Below are 16123 nucleotides of genomic sequence, written 5' to 3' on the forward strand. Positions count from 1 at the left end.
TGTTTACAGGGCCCGTGTGTGTCGAGCCGTTTTTCGGCCCCGCCCCTACCTTATTACCCTAGCCGTTTCCAACAAGAGAGCATGATGGGCGAATTCGATGCCATCCGACCGTACGACGACGCTGAGGTCCCTGCCGTTCTGGCACGCCTGCTCAGCGACCCGGCATTCCTCGATATCCTCACCCACTTCCGCTTCCCGCGCGCAGCCGGCACGTTCGGCTGGCTGCTCAAGCCGCTGATCGCCCGCCGCCTGCGCAAGGAATTCGCCGGCGTGACCTGCGTCTCTACCCTGCAGGACAAAGTCGAGTACTACGTCGATCACACCATCGAGCGCGCCACCGACGGCGTCACCTACTCCGGCGTCGAACAGCTCAAGTCCGGTACTGCCTACCTGTTCCTGGCCAACCACCGCGACATCGTGATGGACCCGGCCTTCGTCAACTATGCGGTGTACCACGCCGGCCTGCCCACGCCGCGCATCGCCATTGGCGACAACCTGCTGCAGAAGCCGTTCGTCAGCGACATGATGCGCCTGAACAAAAGCTTCATCGTGCACCGCTCGATCAGCGGCCGCCGCGAGAAGCTAGCCGCCTACCAGTTGCTGTCGGCCTACATCAACCACTCGATTCGCAACGACGGCACCTCGATCTGGATCGCCCAGGCCGAAGGCCGCGCCAAGGACGGTGACGACCGCACCGACTCGGCAATCCTCAAGATGTTCCACATGAGCCGCAAGGACGAACCCTTCGGCGCAGTGATCCAGAGCCTGAACCTGATTCCGGTGTCGATCAGCTACGAATACGACCCCTGCGACCAGGCCAAGGCCCGCGAGCTGTACATCCGCGCCACCACCGGCACCTACAAGAAGGCGCCGGGCGAGGACGACAACAGCATCGCCAAGGGCATCACCGGCTACAAGGGCCGGGTGCACATCAACTTCGCCCCGCCGGTGACCGAGTATTACGAGGACACCAAGCAGCTGGCCCAGGAAACCGACCGGCAGATTCTCGGCGGCTACCGCCTGTTCCCGGTGCACTACCTGGCGTATGCGATGTGGAGCGAAAAGGACGAAACCCTGCAGGTACCAAGCGCCGAGCAGGTGTTCCCGGCCGATGAGCTGGCCAAGGCCCGCGAAGAATGGCAACGCCGGCTGGATGCCTGCCCTGAGGAGCAGCGGCCTTACCTGGTGCTTCAGTATGCGACGCCGGTGCGTAACCAGTACCAGGTCAGGCAGCAGGCTTCGGTGGCCTGATGGGTTGGCGGGCCGCGTTGCGGCCATCGCGAGCTGCGCTCGCTCCTACGACGGGCATCCGCAGAGCCGGTAGGAGCGAGCGCAGCTCGCGATAGGGTTTCAGACCCAGGTGCTGAACCAAGACAGCAGCAGCGCCATGGCCAGGCAGGAAAAGCCGAGAATGTAGTAGTAGCGCGGCACTCGCTGGTCGATGGCATCCACCAGCCCTTCGTCCACCGCCAGGCTCTCGCGGGTGATTGCCTCGCGCCGCCGCGCACTCTGCAGCAGCAGGCCACCCGGGCAGGTCAGCAACAGCGCCAGCAGGTTGATCAGCTTGGTCGGGTGGGCGGCCAGGAACCCCCAGAGCACTTGCAAGGACAACACGCAACCTCGGTTAGAACGACAGCGAAGCCCGGCATTCTACCGAAGTCCGGCCTGGGCGCCCGGCCTGGGCGACAAAGTGTCACTAAATTTCATCTGTCACATGCTCGTCATTCAGGCAGGCCACTCTATCGGCCTTTTACCGTACCGGAGCTTGTCGATGTTGCACGCCGAAAACCAGGACCGCCTCTATCTCGTGGCTCAGAGCGATGAGCAGCAGGCGTTGATCGATGGTTTCGCCATCAATGTCCAGGACCGCCAATGGCTGGTGTACTGCGCGCTGGGCGGGCATGTGCATGAAGACTTGCCCGAAGTGGACATGAGCACAGGCGTCAGCCTGCTGGATTTCCATATAGAAGCCGCCTAGCTCTGCTCGCGCCTACCAGGCCTCATTGGCCCCGTAGGCGCAAGCGGCGCCCGATTGCTGCCTTACTCGCCCAACACCTGGCCAATGGTCGGGTCCTTGAACAGGCGGGTCAGCGCATCACTCAGCACATCCCCCACCAGCTTGGTGTTGGTTTCCTGGTTCGGCGCCATGCCGAAGCGCTGGTCCAGCGAAGCACCGTAGCGGCCGCTGTAACGGCGGTTGGCATTGGACACGTCGGCCCGGAAGGTGGCACCGATGGTGGCCTCGGTCACGTACAGGTTGTCCTTGGGCGACTGGTACTTCAGCTCCGCCAGGGTCACGGTCAGCTGCGGCGCGTTGTAGGCGTTCGGCGTCGGGGTGAAGCCGAGCAGACGCACGGCGGCTTCAGCCTGGGCCTGCAGCTTGGGTACCACATCGTTGCCATTGACGCTGATGGTGCTGGTTTCCGGGTACATGCCACCCCGGGTGCCCAGGGACTGCGAAGGCCGGCCATCAACTACCTTGACCACCACCGGCTGGCCATGGCCGACCGGGGCGAGCTGCGCCTTGAGCGTGGGTTGCGGGCTGAGTTGTTGCGGGCTGTGGGCACATCCGACCAGGCTCAGGCTGGCTACGGCGATCAAACCGAACAACAGACGTTGCAACATGCGCGTTTCTCCAGAAAATGCGTCAAAGGCCCACAGTATACCCAGCCAGGCACAAACCAGTCATCGCCTCGGCCCCCTTGTCACAATGGTTTCATCGCCTCACCCGTATCCTTGCGCCAAGCCCTCCCGCACAGGACTCACCGCCATGGCCTCGCTCTGGACCCAACTGTTCCAACGCCCGCGCCACCACGCCTATGCCCGCCTCGACAATGAAGGCAAATGCCTGGCGTTCAAGGAATGCAACGAGCCGCCAAGCGGCAGCGGCTGGGTGCGAATCAGCGAAGTGCGGCTGGCCTGGCTGGGCCGCGAGCTGCCCGCCGAAGCCCGGGTTTGCGTACGCGCAAGCCGCCGTTGGCACCAGCGCATCCTCGCGGCCTGACAAACGCTGCAATAAAAACCACGAATTACGACCTTTCTGCCCGCGACATCGTTATAATCTCCCCCCGATTATAAGGACGTCTCCTGATCGGGCCCCGCATCCGCCGATTGACCCCGGCACCGTCACCCGCTTCGCCCACAGAGAGCCTTCCACTCAGGTCTTGCATCGGCTGTCGTGCCTGCTTTTCCGGCCCTTCGCACTGCATGAACCTGTGGGTTGCCATCGCGCAGTCCCCTTTTGAGGTTCACGACTCCAAAAGAGCGTGAAAAAACGGTTTTCACAACTTCACGAGAGTGTGGCGAGCAAATGAACAGTCTGGCATGTGTAAAAGCGGCAGATGTGTCCCGAACAGCCCTGAACAGGCGGTCAACGCGCTCATTCTGGATGAGTGTCTGAGGCCGTTCCATAACGCACGCACGACACCTTGACCATAAGTCGAATTGCCGCACCCGTGGCAATCGGGGTTCAATAGCGCAACCCGAAGACTGATTGGCGGTGTCCGCGGAAGTTGCAAGAACTGCGAAGAGTCGGACATGGCGATCCTGGCAACCCCAGTGATGCTGTGCTGTCAATTAGGTAGCTGTAGATTGTGGAGACGCGTTAAATGGCGCAGAACGAATCGGTTGATGTGGTACTGGTAGGCGCGGGCATCATGAGTGCCACCCTGGCCGTACTGCTCAAGGAGCTTGACCCGACCCTGAAGCTTGAGGTCGTCGAGGCAATGGACTCCGGAGCCGCGGAAAGCTCCAACCCTTGGAACAACGCAGGCACCGGCCACGCTGGCCTGTGCGAGCTGAACTACACGCCCCAGGCCGCCGATGGCAGCATCGACATCAAGAAGGCCGTGCACATCAACACCCAGTTCGAGGTTTCGCGCCAGTTCTGGGCCTACCTGAGCAAGAAAGGCAACTTCGGCTCGGCCCGTGCCTTCATCAATCCGGTCCCGCACCTGAGCTACGTCGAAGGTGACAAGGGCGTGTCCTTCCTCAAGAAGCGCTTCGAGCTGCTCAAGCAGCACCACGCCTTCGCCGAGATGGAATACACCGAAGACCAGGCCGTGATGAAGGACTGGATGCCGCTGATGATGCCGGGCCGCCCGGCCGACCAGCGCATCGCCGCCACCCGCGTGATGAAAGGCACCGACGTCAACTTCGGCGCCCTGACCAACAAGCTGCTCAAGCTGCTGGGCGATGCACCGCAAGCCCAGGTCAAGTACAGCAAGAAAGTCGTCGGCCTGCGCCGCAACGGCAGCGGCTGGACCGTGAGCATCAAGGACGTCAACAGCGGCAGCAGCCGTGAAGTGGACGCCCGCTTCGTCTTCCTCGGCGCCGGTGGCGCGGCCCTGCCGCTGCTGCAGCTGTCGGGCATTCCGGAAAGCAAAGGTTTCGGCGGCTTCCCGGTCAGCGGCCAGTGGCTGCGTTGCGACAACCCGGAAATCGTCAAGCAGCACCAGGCCAAGGTGTACAGCCAGGCTGCAGTCGGCGCTCCGCCGATGTCGGTGCCACACCTGGACACCCGCGTGGTCGACGGCAAGAAGTCGCTGCTGTTCGGGCCTTACGCCGGCTTCACCACCAAGTTCCTCAAGCACGGCTCGTTCATGGACCTGCCGCTGTCGGTACGCATGGGCAACATCGGCCCGATGCTGGCCGTGGCGCGCGACAACATGGACCTGACCAAGTACCTGGTCAGCGAAGTGATGCAGTCGATGGAGCAGCGCCTGGAATCCTTGCGCCGCTTCTACCCGCAAGCCAAGGCCGAGGACTGGCGCCTGGAAGTGGCTGGCCAACGGGTGCAGATCATCAAGAAAGACCCGAAAAAAGGCGGCATCCTGCAGTTCGGCACCGAGCTGGTTTCGGCCCAGGACGGCAGCCTCGCGGCCCTGTTGGGTGCATCGCCTGGTGCTTCGGTGACCGTGTCGATCATGCTGGAGTTGATCGAGCGCTGCTTCCCGGAGCAGGCCAAGGGTGCCTGGGCGGCCAAGCTCAAGGAAATCTTCCCGGCCCGCGAGAAGACCCTGGCCGCCGATGCGGCGCTTTACCACAAGATCAGCGCCGACAACGACGTGGCGCTGGAACTGGTGGAAGACAGCCCGGCCAAGCATTACGCCTGAGCTGGCCTGTAACGAAAAAACGCCCCGCGGGGCGTTTTTTTGTGCCTGGGATCTATAGCAGCCTGTGCCGGCCTCTTCGCGGGCAAGCCCGCTCCCACAGGGACCGCACAAGTCTTCAGGCTTTTACAAGACCTGTGGGAGCGGGCTTGCCCGCGAAAGGGCCGGTACAGGCCTACTGATCAGCCACGGGCGTTGATGATGATCTCGATGTACTCCGGCGCATTGCGCTGGTCGGCGATCACTTCGGCAAAGGTCTTGCCGTGCTCGTCCTTGCCGTCGAGGTCCAGCCCGGCTTCGACGAAGAAGCCCACGAAGCGCTCGAAGTCATCGATGCGCAGCCCGCGGTAGGCCTTGATCAGCTTGTGATGGGAAGGCGAGGTCAGGCCATCGGCCGGCTCGAACTGTAGGAACGACTTGACGTAGTCATCGCTGATCTCGTCACCAATCACCTGCTTCTTGTCTTTGCGCATTGCCGGCTCCAACTGACCATCACGGAATTTCGAAGGCCGGCAGTTTACCCCCCACAGGCGCCGCGCCTCAACGCGAACGTACGGTGCCGGTGTGCAGGTCGGCCCAGACATGGCCGTTGGCGTAGGTGAGAAACTGCACATAGACGGTTTCGTTGCGCAGCAGGTCCATGACCACGCGGTAATCGCTCACCGGGTAGTTCAGGCTCAGGGTGCGGGTCTTGTCGTCGTACACCGGCTTCTTCAGGCTTTTGCCTGCTTCGCCGTCGAAGGTCAGCAGCACCTGGCTGATGGTCGCGCCCTTGCTCAGGGGCTTGCCCTTCAGGCGCATCTGCAGCGAGGCGGTGATCGGGATCGGTTGCTGGTCGGACTGGCGCTGGGCACCCACCACCACGGAGTAGTCGGTCACTTGCAGCAATTGCTGGCCGGTCGGCGCTTCCTGGCGCAGGGACTGGTCATCGGGCGGGAGGAACTGGCTGTGCAGCGGTGCGGCGGCGAGGGGCAGGCTCACCGCCAGCAGCAGGGGAAGAATCGCACGCATGTGAGGCTCCTTGGCATGAAGGAGCACTCTAGCACGCGGGGCGGCTACTGCCGATCACAGCCCCTTGACGGCAAAGATGCCGTTGGCGTTGCGCCAGTAGCCTTTATAGTCCATGCCGTAACCGAAGATGTAGCGGTCCACGCACGGCAGGCCGGCGTAGCTGGCCTTCAGGCCTGGGCTGGCCTTGCGGTCGTGGTCCTTGTCGATCAGCACGGCGGTGTGCACCGCACGTGCGCCGGCATGCTTGCAGAATTCGATGATGGCGCTGAGGGTGTGGCCCTCGTCGAGAATGTCGTCGACGATCAACACGTCACGGTCGATGAACGACACTTCCGGCTTGGCCTTCCAGAACAGCTCGCCGCCACTGGTCTGGTTGCGGTAGCGGGTGGCGTGGATGTACGAGACTTCCAGCGGGAACTGCAGGTGGGTCAGCAATTTACCGGCGAAAATCAGGCCACCGTTCATCACGCAGAACACCACTGGGTTCTTGTCGTGCAGTTCCTGGCTGATCTGTGCGCCAACCTTGGCGATGGCCGCTTCCACTTCGGCTTCGGGGTACAGGCAGTCTGCCTCGCGCATGACTTGATGAATGTGCTCGAGATCGGCGGACATGGCGCTCTCCGGGGGGGCATTTTGGAAAAGCGGGCAAAGGTACGCATCCGCTCGTCACAGATCAAGCATTTATGGACTAACGTGCAAAAGGACTACACGACAGCACAGGCTGAATAGATTAATCTAGCGCGGTTTTTTTGCCCGCCTTTCGGAGCCCCCCATGCCTACTCGTGAGATCCGCCATCCGCTGATCCGCCATAAGCTCGGCCTCATGCGCCGTGCCGACATCAGCACCAAGAATTTTCGCGAACTCGCCCAGGAAGTCGGCGCGCTACTGACCTACGAAGCCACCCAGGACCTGCCACTCGAAACCTACGAGATCGACGGCTGGTGCGGCAAGGTGCAAGTTGAAAAAATCGCCGGCAAGAAGATCACCGTGGTGCCAATCCTGCGCGCCGGTATCGGCATGCTCGACGGCGTGCTCAGCCTGATTCCGGGCGCCAAGGTCAGTGCCGTGGGCGTTGCCCGCAACGAGGAAACCCTCGAAGCGCACACCTACCTGGAAAAGCTCGCCCCCGACATCAACCAGCGCCTGGCCCTGATCATCGACCCGATGCTCGCCACCGGCGGCTCGATGGTCGCCACCATCGACCTGCTGAAAAAGGCTGGCTGCAAGGAAATCCGCGCCATGGTGCTGGTTGCCGCACCAGAAGGCATCGAGGTGGTGGAAAAAGCCCACCCGGACGTACAAATCTACACCGCCTCGATCGACCAGCGCCTGAACGAGCATGGTTACATCGTCCCAGGCCTGGGCGATGCCGGTGACAAGATCTTCGGCACCAAGCAGAAGGACGCCTGACCATGCAGGACGGCTTCAACGACCCGCTCTGGCGGCAGGTCCTCTCGGGCGCGCAGATGCTCTTCGTGGCGTTCGGCGCGCTGGTATTGATGCCCCTGATCACCGGCCTCGATCCAAACGTCGCGTTGTTCACTGCCGGCATCGGCACCTTGCTGTTCCAGCTGGTCACGGGCCGTCAGGTGCCGGTGTTCCTGGCTTCGAGCTTTGCCTTCATTACCCCGATCATTCTCGCCAAGGGCCAGTTCGGCCTGGCCGAGACCATGGGCGGGGTGATGGCCGCAGGCTTCGTGTACACCTTCATGGGCCTGATGGTGAAGATCAAGGGCACCGGCTTCATCGACCGCATGCTGCCGCCGGTGGTGATCGGCCCGGTAATCATCTCCATCGGCCTGGCCATGGCCCCGATCGCCGCCAACATGGCGATGGGCAAGGCCGGCGACGGCAGCGTGCTGCTGCCGTACAAGACGGCGATGATGATCTCCATGCCGGCCCTGCTCACCACCCTGATCGTTGCAGTGTTCGGCAAGGGCATCTTCCGCCTGGTGCCAATCATTGCCGGGGTGCTGGTGGGCTTTGCCCTGTCGTTCGCCTTCGGCGTGGTCGACACCGCCAAGATCGCCGCGGCGCCTTGGCTGGAGATTCCCAACTTCACCGCGCCCGCCTTCAACTGGCAGGCAATTCTGTTCATCGTTCCGGTGGCCCTGGCCCCGGCGATCGAGCACATCGGCGGGGTGATCGCGGTGGGTAGCGTCACCGGGCGCGACTACCTGAAAAAGCCTGGCCTGCACCGCACCCTGCTGGGTGACGGCCTGGCCACCACCGCCGCCGGCCTGTTCGGCGGCCCGCCCAACACCACCTACGCCGAAGTGACCGGTGCGGTGATGCTGACCAAGAACTACAACCCGAAGATCATGACCTGGGCGGCGGTATTCGCCATCTCCCTGGCCTTCATCGGCAAGTTCGGCGCGCTGCTGCAGAGCATTCCGGTGCCTGTGATGGGCGGCATCCTGTGCCTGCTGTTCGGCTCGATCGCCGCCGTGGGCATGAACACCATGATCCGCCACAAGATCGACCTGAGCGAGGCGCGCAACCTGGTGATCGTTTCGGTGACCCTGGTGTTCGGTATCGGCGGCGTGCTGGTTGGCAGCGGTGACGGCCCGGACGATTGGGGCCTCAAGGGCATCGCCCTGTGCGCCATCGTGGCCATTGCCTTGAACCTGATCTTGCCGGGCAACGATGGCTGGAAGCACAAGAAGCTGGACGACCAGTTGCCTTGATCCGGCGTTAGCCTGAGCCGGCCTCTTCGCGGGGCAAGCCCGCTCCTACAAGGAATCGTATGCTCTTGTAGGAGCGGGCTTGCCCCGCGAAGAGGCCAGCCCAGGCCACCCCACACTCAAACCGCTTCGCACATCCCCGCCAACACCCGCGCCCACTCCGGGTGGTCATTCAGGCATGGCACCAGCACCAGCTCCTGGCCGCCAGCCTCGACGAACTGCTCGCTGCCGCGCATGCCAATCTCTTCCAGCGTCTCGATGCAATCGGCCACGAACGCCGGGCACATCACCAGCAGTTTCTTCACCCCAGCCTTGGCCAGCTCATCAAGGCGCGCCTCGGTGTACGGCTCAATCCACTTGGCCCGCCCCAGCCGCGACTGGAACGACACCGACCACTTGCCGTCGGGAATGCCCATCTTCGCCGCGAACGCCTTGGCCGTTGCCAGGCACTGGCCGCGGTAGCACACCGCACGCATCTGGGCACTGGCGTCCTTGCAGCAGTCGGCTGCCTGGAAATCGTGCTTGCCGGTGGGGTCGAGCTTTTTCAGATGACGCTCCGGCAGGCCGTGGAAGCTCAGCAGCAGGTGGTCGTAGTCCTGCTGCAGGTGTGGCCTGGCGCTGGCCACCAGGGCATCGATGTACGCCGGGCGATCGTAGAACGGCTGCAACACCCGCAGCTCCAGCGGCAAGTGGCGCGCGGCCACGGTTTGCTGGGCCTGGGCCACCACCGTGGTCACCGTGCTGTCGGCGAATTGCGGGTACAGCGGCGCCAGGGTGACCTTGCGCACGCCTTGGGCGGCCAGGCGTTCCAACACCTCGGGCAGTGCCGGCTGGCCATAGCGCATGGCGATTTCCACCGGGCCATGGGGCCAGTGCTCGACCATCGCCGCCTGCAGGCGACGGGTCAGCACCACCAGCGGCGAGCCCTCGTCCCACCAGATCGAGGCATAGGCATGGGCCGATTGCTCCGGGCGCTTGACCAGTATCAGCGACACCAGCAGGCGCCGCACCGGCCAAGGCAGGTCGATCACGTAGGGGTCCATCAGGAACTGGTTGAGGTAACGGCGCACATCGGCCACCGAGGTGGAGGCCGGGGAACCCAGGTTGACCAGCAGCAGGGCGTGATCGGTCATGCAGCGTCCTATGTCAGAGGCGGCTGGACAAGTTGCCCAGGGCCGATTGCAGATCGTTGAAGCGGAAGGTGAAACCCGCAGCCAGCAAGCGCACCGGGCGTGCCCGCTGGCCACCGAGCAACAGCACCGACAGCTCGCCAAGCCCAGCCTTGAGCAGCAGCCGCGGCATCGGCATGAATGCCGGGCGATGCAGGGCACGGCCCAACTGCCTGGCGAACTCGCGGTTGCGCACGGGCTCTGGCGCGCAAGCATTATAAGGACCGCTGGCATCCTTGTGCTGCAAGAGAAAATCGATCAGGGCGACCTGGTCATCGATATGCACCCAGGGCATCCACTGCCGGCCATCGCCCAAAGGCCCGCCCAGGCCCAGCTTGAACGGCAGGCGCAGGCGCGACAAAAAGCCGCCATCACTGGCCAGCACCAGCCCGGTACGCACCAGCACCACACGCATGCCCAGGGCCTGGGCGCGCTGGGCGGTTTCTTCCCAGGCGATGCACAACTGGCTGGCGAAATCCTCGCGCACCGGCTGCGAGGCCTCGGTCAGCTCACGCTCGCCCCCGTCGCCGTACCAGCCCACGGCAGAACCGGAAATCAGCACCTCGGGGCGCTGCTCGCGGCTGCCCAGCCAGGCCAGCAGTTGCTCAGTCAGGGTGATGCGGCTGGCCCACAGCAGCTGCCGCCGGGCGGCAGTCCAGGGGCGGTCGGCGATGGGCGCACCGGCCAGGTTGACCACCGCGTCGAGGGCTTCATCGTCGGCAAGGTCCTCCAAACGCGCGATACCACGCACACCGCTGCCGCAGATTTTCGCCACCTGGTCAGGGCGCCGGCTCCACACCGTCAGGCGATAGCCCTTGCTCCGCCAGAACTGGCACAGGTGCTGGCCGATCAATCCCGTACCACCTGTCAGCAATATATGCATGGCTGTGTCCTCGCAGGGTGCGGCCATGGTCTATTTTTAAGATCAAGGCACTTTTCCAGACCAATCGCTCTCGGATAAACATAGGCCATGTGGCCCTATGAAGCGGAATAACCTTATACAAACTTTGTGCATTGTACAGGTTTGCCTGACAGCGTAGTCTGCCTACAGCAAGGTTCGAAGAGGCCATCATGACAGTACCTATTGCCATCATCGGTGCCGGTATCGCCGGCCTGTCCGCCGCCCAGGCCCTGCAAAAGGCCGGGCAAACCGTTCACTTGTTCGACAAAGGCCACGGCAGTGGCGGGCGCATGGCCAGCAAGCGCAGCGAGGCCGGCGCACTCGACTTGGGCGCGCAGTATTTCACTGCCCGCGACCGGCGCTTCGTGGAACAGGTGCAGCAGTGGGTGGCGGCGGGCTGGGCCGCACAATGGAAGCCTCAGCTGTACAACTGGCGCGATGGCGAACTCACCCCCTCCCCCGATGAGCAAACCCGCTGGGTCGGCGTGCCGCGCATGAGCGCCATCACCCGCGGCCTGCTCAAGGACGTAACGGTGAACTTCGGCTGCCGCATCGCCGAAGTGTTCCGCGGCAAGCAGTACTGGCACCTGCAGGACACCGAAGGCTGCAGCCATGGCCCCTACAGCCGCGTGGTGATCGCTGTGCCCGCGCCACAGGCCACGCCACTGCTGGCCGCCACGCCCAAGCTTGCGGCAGTGGCCGCAGGCGTGGTGATGGAGCCAACCTGGGCGGTCGCCTTGGCCTTCCAGGCGCCGCTGGACACGCCCATGCAGGGCTGCTTCGTGCAGGACAACCCACTCGACTGGCTGGCACGCAACCGCAGCAAGCCCGGGCGTGATGAACAGCTCGACACCTGGGTGCTGCACGCCACGTCCAACTGGAGCAAGCAGCATATCGACCTGGCCAAGGAAGAAGTGATCGAACAGCTGTGGGGCGAGTTCGCCGAGCTGGTCGGTTGCGTGGTGCCACCCCCGACCTTCGCCCTCGCCCACCGCTGGTTGTACGCACGGCCTGCCGGCAACCACGAATGGGGCGCATTGGCCGACGCCGACCAGGGCTTGTACGCCTGCGGTGACTGGTGCCTGTCTGGCCGGGTGGAAGGTGCCTGGCTCAGCGGCCAGGAGGCGGCGCGCCGGCTGCTGGAACATCTCGAATAGGGTTGCCGGAAAAGCTATACAGAAATTCTGGTTTGCATAACTTTCTGCCTGTGCTGGAATAGTCTTGTACACGTTTTCTTTTATGTACAAGTTTCCCGGAGGCAGCCATGCATGACCCATCCGCCCAGCGCAAGCCGCGCATCGCCATCAGCGCCTGCCTGATCGGCCAGAACGTGCGCTACAACGGCGGGCACAAGGCTTCCGAACTCTGCCGCGCGAAGCTCGAAGCCCACTTCGACTGGTTACCCGTGTGCCCCGAGATGGCCATTGGCCTGGGCACACCCCGCGACCCGATCCGCCTGGTCGGCGACCCTGGCCACCCCCGCGTGGTCGGCACCCGCCACCCCGACACCGACTTCACCACCCCCCTGCGCGCGTACGGCGAGCACATGGCCGCCGAACTCGACGACATCTGTGGCTACATCTTCATGCAGAAGTCGCCTTCCTGCGGCCTGGAACGGGTCAAGGTCTACCAGGACAACGGCCACCCCGCGACCCAAGGCGGCACCGGTGCCTATGCCGACGCCTTTTGCAGCCAACGCCCGGACCTGCCGGTGGAGGAAGAGGGCCGCCTGCACGACCCGGTGCTGCGCGAGAACTTCATCAGCCGTGTGTATGCCTATGCCGACTGGCAGCAGGTGCTGGCAGGTGGCTTGAGCCGCGGCGCGCTGGTGCGCTTTCACTCGCGCTACAAATACCTGCTGATGGCCAATAACCCCCAGGCCTACCGCGAACTGGGCCGCCTGCTGGGCACCCTGCGCCGCGAGGACGACCCCAACGAAGTCGGGCCACGCTACTTCAGCCTGCTGATGCAGGCCCTGCGCCGCTGCGCCAGCCGCGGCACCCACTGCAACGTGCTGCAGCACCTGAGCGGCTACTTCAAGAATGCCCTCAGCCAACAGGACAAAGACGAGTTGCAACAGTTGATCAGCCAATACCAACAAGGGGTGGTGCCGCTGGTGGTGCCGCTGACCTTGCTCAAGCACTACCTGCGCAAGCACCCCGACCCTTACTTGCAGCAACAGGCCTATCTGCAGCCGCACCCTGACGACCTGGGGCTGCGCAATGCTGTCTGAACACCTGCTGCCCATCGGCGAACTGGCCCGCCGTACCGGCGTCAACCCCGTCACCCTGCGCGCCTGGGAGCGCCGCTACGGCCTGCTCAAGCCACAGCGCACCGCCAAGGGCCATCGGCTTTATCCACAGGACCAGGTGGAACGGGTCAAGGCCATCCTGGCCTGGCTGGCACGCGGGGCCTCGGTAGGCCAGGTTCGCGAACTGCTCGACAAACCCCTGGCCATGGCCCCGCAAGGCGACTGGCAGCGGCGCCAACTGCAGCTGGTCGAGGCCATTGCCGGCTTGTCCCAACGCAGCCTCGACCAGCAGTTGAACCAGATGATGGCGCTGTACCCGGCCATCACCTTGTGCGAACAACTGCTGCTGCCGCTGCTGGACGTGCTCGCCCAGCGCTGGCGCAACCACTTCAATGCCGAACTGGAGCAGGCGTTCTTCGACACGTGGCTGCGCAGCAAACTCGGCGCACGGGTGTACCACGACAACCAGTTGCTGCAGGGCCCTGCCGTGCTGCTGGCGCAAGATTGCGAGCGCCCGTTCGACCCTCGCCTGTGGCTGTGCGCCTGGCTGCTGACCAGCAATGGCATTGCCGTGGAAGTGCTGGAACAGCCGGTCGGCGGCGCACAGCTGCAACGTGCGGTCACAGCGCTGCAACCGCGATCCCTGCTGCTGCACCTGGGCCCGCGCATCGACGCCAAGGCCCTGCAACGCACACTGCAGGGCATTGCGGTGCACAAGCTGCTCGGTGGCGGCACGCTGGCGCTGCACCAGGCCCAGCTGCACAGCTTCGAGCTGCCCGACCTGTTCTTTTTCGATTCCCCGCAGGCAGCATTGCGCTTGCTGCAGGGCAATGACCGCCGTCCTGTAGAAATGAGTGAACCATGCAATTGATCTGGCTGCGCAGCGACCTGCGCATCGACGACAACACCGCCCTCAGCGTGGCCACCCAACGCGGCCCCAGCATGGCCCTGTGGCTAGCCAGCCCTGGCCAATGGCTGGCCCATGACGACGCCCCGTGCAAGGTCGATTTCTGGCTGCGCAACCTGCGCCAGCTGCGGCGCACGCTCGACGCCCTGAATATCCCGCTGCTGATTCGCCAGGTCGATACCTGGGACGAGGCCCCCGCCACGCTGTTGGCGGTGTGCCGCCAGCACGCCATCGAGGCGGTGCACTGGAACGATGAATACGGCATCAACGAAAGCCGCCGCGACGCCGACACGCGCACGCTGCTGGAGGCTTCCGGCATCCGCGCCCACAGCTACCTTGACCAGCTGTTTTTCCGCCCCGGCACCATCCTCACCCGCAGCGGCGACTACTTCCAGGTGTTCAGCCAGTTCAAGAAGGTTTGCCTGGAGCACCTGCACCGCAGCCTGCCTTCGCTGGCTGCACGGGTAAAACCCCAGGCAGCGCTGGGCATCGCCAGCGACCCTATTCCCCAGCACATCGCAGGCTTCGACAAGCCGGCGCAGGCGCTGAGCGACCACTGGCCCGCCGGCGAAGACCAGGCCCAGGCGCGCCTGGCGCGCTTCGTCGACGAAACCATCGTCGACTACGAGCAGTTGCGCGACCTCCCGGCCAAGCCCGGCACCAGCCAGCTGTCACCCTACCTGGCCGCGGGCGTGATCTCGCCCCGTCAGTGCCTGCACGCAGCCCTGGCCGGCAACCACGGCGAATTCGACAGTGGCAGCCGCGGCGTGCAGACCTGGGTGAATGAACTGCTCTGGCGCGAGTTCTACAAGCACATCCTGTGCGGTTACCCACAGGTTTCACGCCACCGCGCGTTCCGCGCCCAGACCGAAGCCCTGCCCTGGCGCGACGCGCCGCACGACCTGCAAGCCTGGCAGGAAGGCCGCACCGGCTTCCCGATCATCGACGCGGCCATGCGCCAGTTGCTGCACACCGGCTGGATGCACAACCGCCTGCGCATGGTCGTGGCCATGTTCCTGACCAAGAACCTGCTGATCGACTGGCGCCTGGGCGAGCGGCATTTCATGCGCCACTTGATTGACGGTGACCTTGCGGCCAACAATGGTGGTTGGCAGTGGAGCGCATCCACCGGCACCGACGCCGTGCCTTACTTCCGTATTTTCAACCCGGTTTCACAGTCCGAACGTTTTGATCCAGAGGCGCGCTTCATTCGGCACTGGGTGCCGGAACTCAAGCAACAGGATGCCAAGTCGATACACCTTCCAGTGAAGTCCGGGGATCTTTTTGCCGGTCATCACTATCCGAAACCTATCGTCGACCTTGGAAGCAGTCGTCTGCGCGCACTCGAAGCCTTCAAACGTTTGCCGCGCAGGCAGGAGAAGCCATGAATTGAACACCTCGCGCACTTTCTGGGTTACCGGAGCCGGCCACGGATTGGGTCTGGCTTTAGTCAAGCGTCTACTCGAACAAGGGAATCGGGTTGCCGCAAGTAGCAAGGGAAGCGAGGCGTTTGAAGCATTGACGCAGCAATACGGCCACAACCTGTTGCACGTGCCCTGGCAAGTGCACGAGCAGGCGCACGCCGCCGCTGCGGCTGAACAGATAAGCCAGGCCTGGGGCGCGCTGGACGGCTTGATTATCAACGCCGGCAGCAACGATTACCTGGCCACCGGCCTTGCCCAGGATGACCTGTTCCAGGCCATCGTCAGCAGCAACCAACTGGCACTGGAGCATTGCCTGGACAACGCCTGGCCCTTGTTGGCCAAGGGTGATCGGCCCCAGGTGATGGCCGTGTTCAGCCGTTATTCTGCGCTGCAGTTGCATGCACCGACGCAGGAAACGGCGGGTTGGAACCAGGCGCCGCAATGGCTGCGTGAACAGCGCAGCGCATTGCAGGCCGAGGGCATCGACCTTACAGTGGTGGCGCCGCAGTCGCCCAAGACACCGGTCACCCCGGTGCTGGCCCTGGCGGATGAGTGGACAGCGCAAAGTGCGGCCGATGAGCTGGTGGCGCGGCTGGATGCGCGCGAGCCGGAGCTGGTGCTGGAAGTGCTGGATATCGCCAGCCTCTGGCCGTTGCCCCACTGA

Annotated in this window: 18 protein-coding genes; 11 read left to right on the forward strand and 7 right to left on the reverse strand. The window is 63.9% G+C overall.

The window, feature by feature from the left end:
• Window positions 1–84 precede the first annotated feature (84 nt).
• Window positions 85–1251, forward strand: a complete 1167-nt coding sequence (locus tag F3J45_RS06165; protein WP_167058953.1) for a 1-acyl-sn-glycerol-3-phosphate acyltransferase — start codon at window positions 85–87, stop codon at window positions 1249–1251.
• Window positions 1252–1350: 99 nt separating this feature from the next.
• Here F3J45_RS06165 and F3J45_RS06170 read toward each other — a convergent pair whose 3' ends face one another.
• Entirely contained in the window at window positions 1351–1614 is a 264-nt protein-coding gene (locus F3J45_RS06170; protein ID WP_240164545.1) for a hypothetical protein, read from the reverse strand.
• A 157-nt stretch (window positions 1615–1771) separates the two neighbouring features.
• Between F3J45_RS06170 and F3J45_RS06175 the strand changes: the two genes are divergently transcribed.
• On the forward strand, window positions 1772–1978 hold the full coding sequence (locus tag F3J45_RS06175) for a hypothetical protein (protein WP_167058956.1): 207 nt from the start codon (window positions 1772–1774) through the stop codon (window positions 1976–1978).
• A gap of 62 nt (window positions 1979–2040) precedes the next feature.
• On the opposite strand, the gene F3J45_RS06180 is transcribed toward F3J45_RS06175, so the two are convergent.
• Window positions 2041–2625 carry a YajG family lipoprotein gene (locus F3J45_RS06180; protein ID WP_167058959.1) on the reverse strand — a complete coding sequence of 195 codons (585 nt, stop codon included), beginning with the start codon at window positions 2623–2625 and terminating at the stop codon, window positions 2041–2043.
• Window positions 2626–2770: 145 nt separating this feature from the next.
• Here F3J45_RS06180 and F3J45_RS06185 point away from each other — a divergent pair, with 145 nt between their 5' ends.
• Entirely contained in the window at window positions 2771–3004 is a 234-nt protein-coding gene (locus F3J45_RS06185; RefSeq protein WP_167058962.1) for a hypothetical protein, read from the forward strand.
• Window positions 3005–3608: 604 nt separating this feature from the next.
• Window positions 3609–5114 carry a malate dehydrogenase (quinone) gene (gene mqo / locus F3J45_RS06190; protein WP_167058965.1) on the forward strand — a complete coding sequence of 502 codons (1506 nt, stop codon included), beginning with the start codon at window positions 3609–3611 and terminating at the stop codon, window positions 5112–5114.
• Between the two features lie 179 nt (window positions 5115–5293).
• On the opposite strand, the gene F3J45_RS06195 is transcribed toward mqo, so the two are convergent.
• The 3 genes from F3J45_RS06195 to F3J45_RS06205 all read right to left on the reverse strand — a co-directional run bounded on the left by F3J45_RS06195 (window position 5294) and on the right by F3J45_RS06205 (window position 6734).
• On the reverse strand, window positions 5294–5584 hold the full coding sequence (locus F3J45_RS06195; RefSeq protein WP_167058968.1) for a PA4642 family protein: 291 nt from the start codon (window positions 5582–5584) through the stop codon (window positions 5294–5296).
• Window positions 5585–5651: 67 nt separating this feature from the next.
• Window positions 5652–6122, reverse strand: a complete 471-nt coding sequence (locus tag F3J45_RS06200; RefSeq protein ID WP_167058971.1) for a hypothetical protein — start codon at window positions 6120–6122, stop codon at window positions 5652–5654.
• Between the two features lie 54 nt (window positions 6123–6176).
• On the reverse strand, window positions 6177–6734 hold the full coding sequence (locus F3J45_RS06205; RefSeq protein WP_167058974.1) for a hypoxanthine-guanine phosphoribosyltransferase: 558 nt from the start codon (window positions 6732–6734) through the stop codon (window positions 6177–6179).
• Window positions 6735–6894: 160 nt separating this feature from the next.
• On the opposite strand from F3J45_RS06205, the gene upp reads away from it, so the two are divergent.
• Together upp and F3J45_RS06215 are read left to right on the forward strand one after the other, a co-directional pair.
• A complete protein-coding gene (gene upp, locus F3J45_RS06210; RefSeq protein WP_011532223.1) occupies window positions 6895–7533 on the forward strand; it encodes a uracil phosphoribosyltransferase in 639 nt (212 codons plus the stop codon).
• Window positions 7534–7535: 2 nt separating this feature from the next.
• Window positions 7536–8810 (forward strand): uracil-xanthine permease family protein, encoded by a 1275-nt coding sequence (locus tag F3J45_RS06215; RefSeq protein ID WP_167058975.1) that lies wholly within the window; start codon window positions 7536–7538, stop codon window positions 8808–8810.
• A gap of 116 nt (window positions 8811–8926) precedes the next feature.
• On the opposite strand, the gene hemH is transcribed toward F3J45_RS06215, so the two are convergent.
• Entirely contained in the window at window positions 8927–9940 is a 1014-nt protein-coding gene (gene hemH / locus F3J45_RS06220; RefSeq protein WP_167058976.1) for a ferrochelatase, read from the reverse strand.
• Window positions 9941–9953: 13 nt separating this feature from the next.
• Entirely contained in the window at window positions 9954–10859 is a 906-nt protein-coding gene (locus F3J45_RS06225; protein WP_167058977.1) for a TIGR01777 family oxidoreductase, read from the reverse strand.
• Between the two features lie 188 nt (window positions 10860–11047).
• Here F3J45_RS06225 and F3J45_RS06230 point away from each other — a divergent pair, with 188 nt between their 5' ends.
• The 5 genes from F3J45_RS06230 (at window position 11048) to F3J45_RS06250 (ending at window position 16123) form a co-directional block, all read left to right on the forward strand.
• Window positions 11048–12034, forward strand: coding sequence for an NAD(P)/FAD-dependent oxidoreductase (locus F3J45_RS06230; RefSeq protein ID WP_167058978.1), 987 nt, complete (start codon window positions 11048–11050; stop codon window positions 12032–12034).
• A gap of 107 nt (window positions 12035–12141) precedes the next feature.
• Window positions 12142–13110 (forward strand): DUF523 and DUF1722 domain-containing protein, encoded by a 969-nt coding sequence (locus F3J45_RS06235; RefSeq protein WP_167058979.1) that lies wholly within the window; start codon window positions 12142–12144, stop codon window positions 13108–13110.
• Window positions 13100–13999 carry a MerR family transcriptional regulator gene (locus tag F3J45_RS06240; protein ID WP_167058980.1) on the forward strand — a complete coding sequence of 300 codons (900 nt, stop codon included), beginning with the start codon at window positions 13100–13102 and terminating at the stop codon, window positions 13997–13999. Before F3J45_RS06235 ends, F3J45_RS06240 begins: the two co-directional genes overlap by 11 nt.
• Entirely contained in the window at window positions 13990–15423 is a 1434-nt protein-coding gene (gene phrB / locus F3J45_RS06245) for a deoxyribodipyrimidine photo-lyase (RefSeq protein ID WP_167058981.1), read from the forward strand. The genes F3J45_RS06240 and phrB overlap by 10 nt, the downstream gene beginning before the upstream one ends.
• Window position 15424: 1 nt before the next feature.
• Window positions 15425–16123 carry an SDR family oxidoreductase gene (locus tag F3J45_RS06250; RefSeq protein ID WP_167058983.1) on the forward strand — a complete coding sequence of 233 codons (699 nt, stop codon included), beginning with the start codon at window positions 15425–15427 and terminating at the stop codon, window positions 16121–16123.

This window comes from Pantoea sp. Ap-967, from assembly GCF_011752565.1.
Classification (GTDB): domain Bacteria; phylum Pseudomonadota; class Gammaproteobacteria; order Pseudomonadales; family Pseudomonadaceae; genus Aquipseudomonas.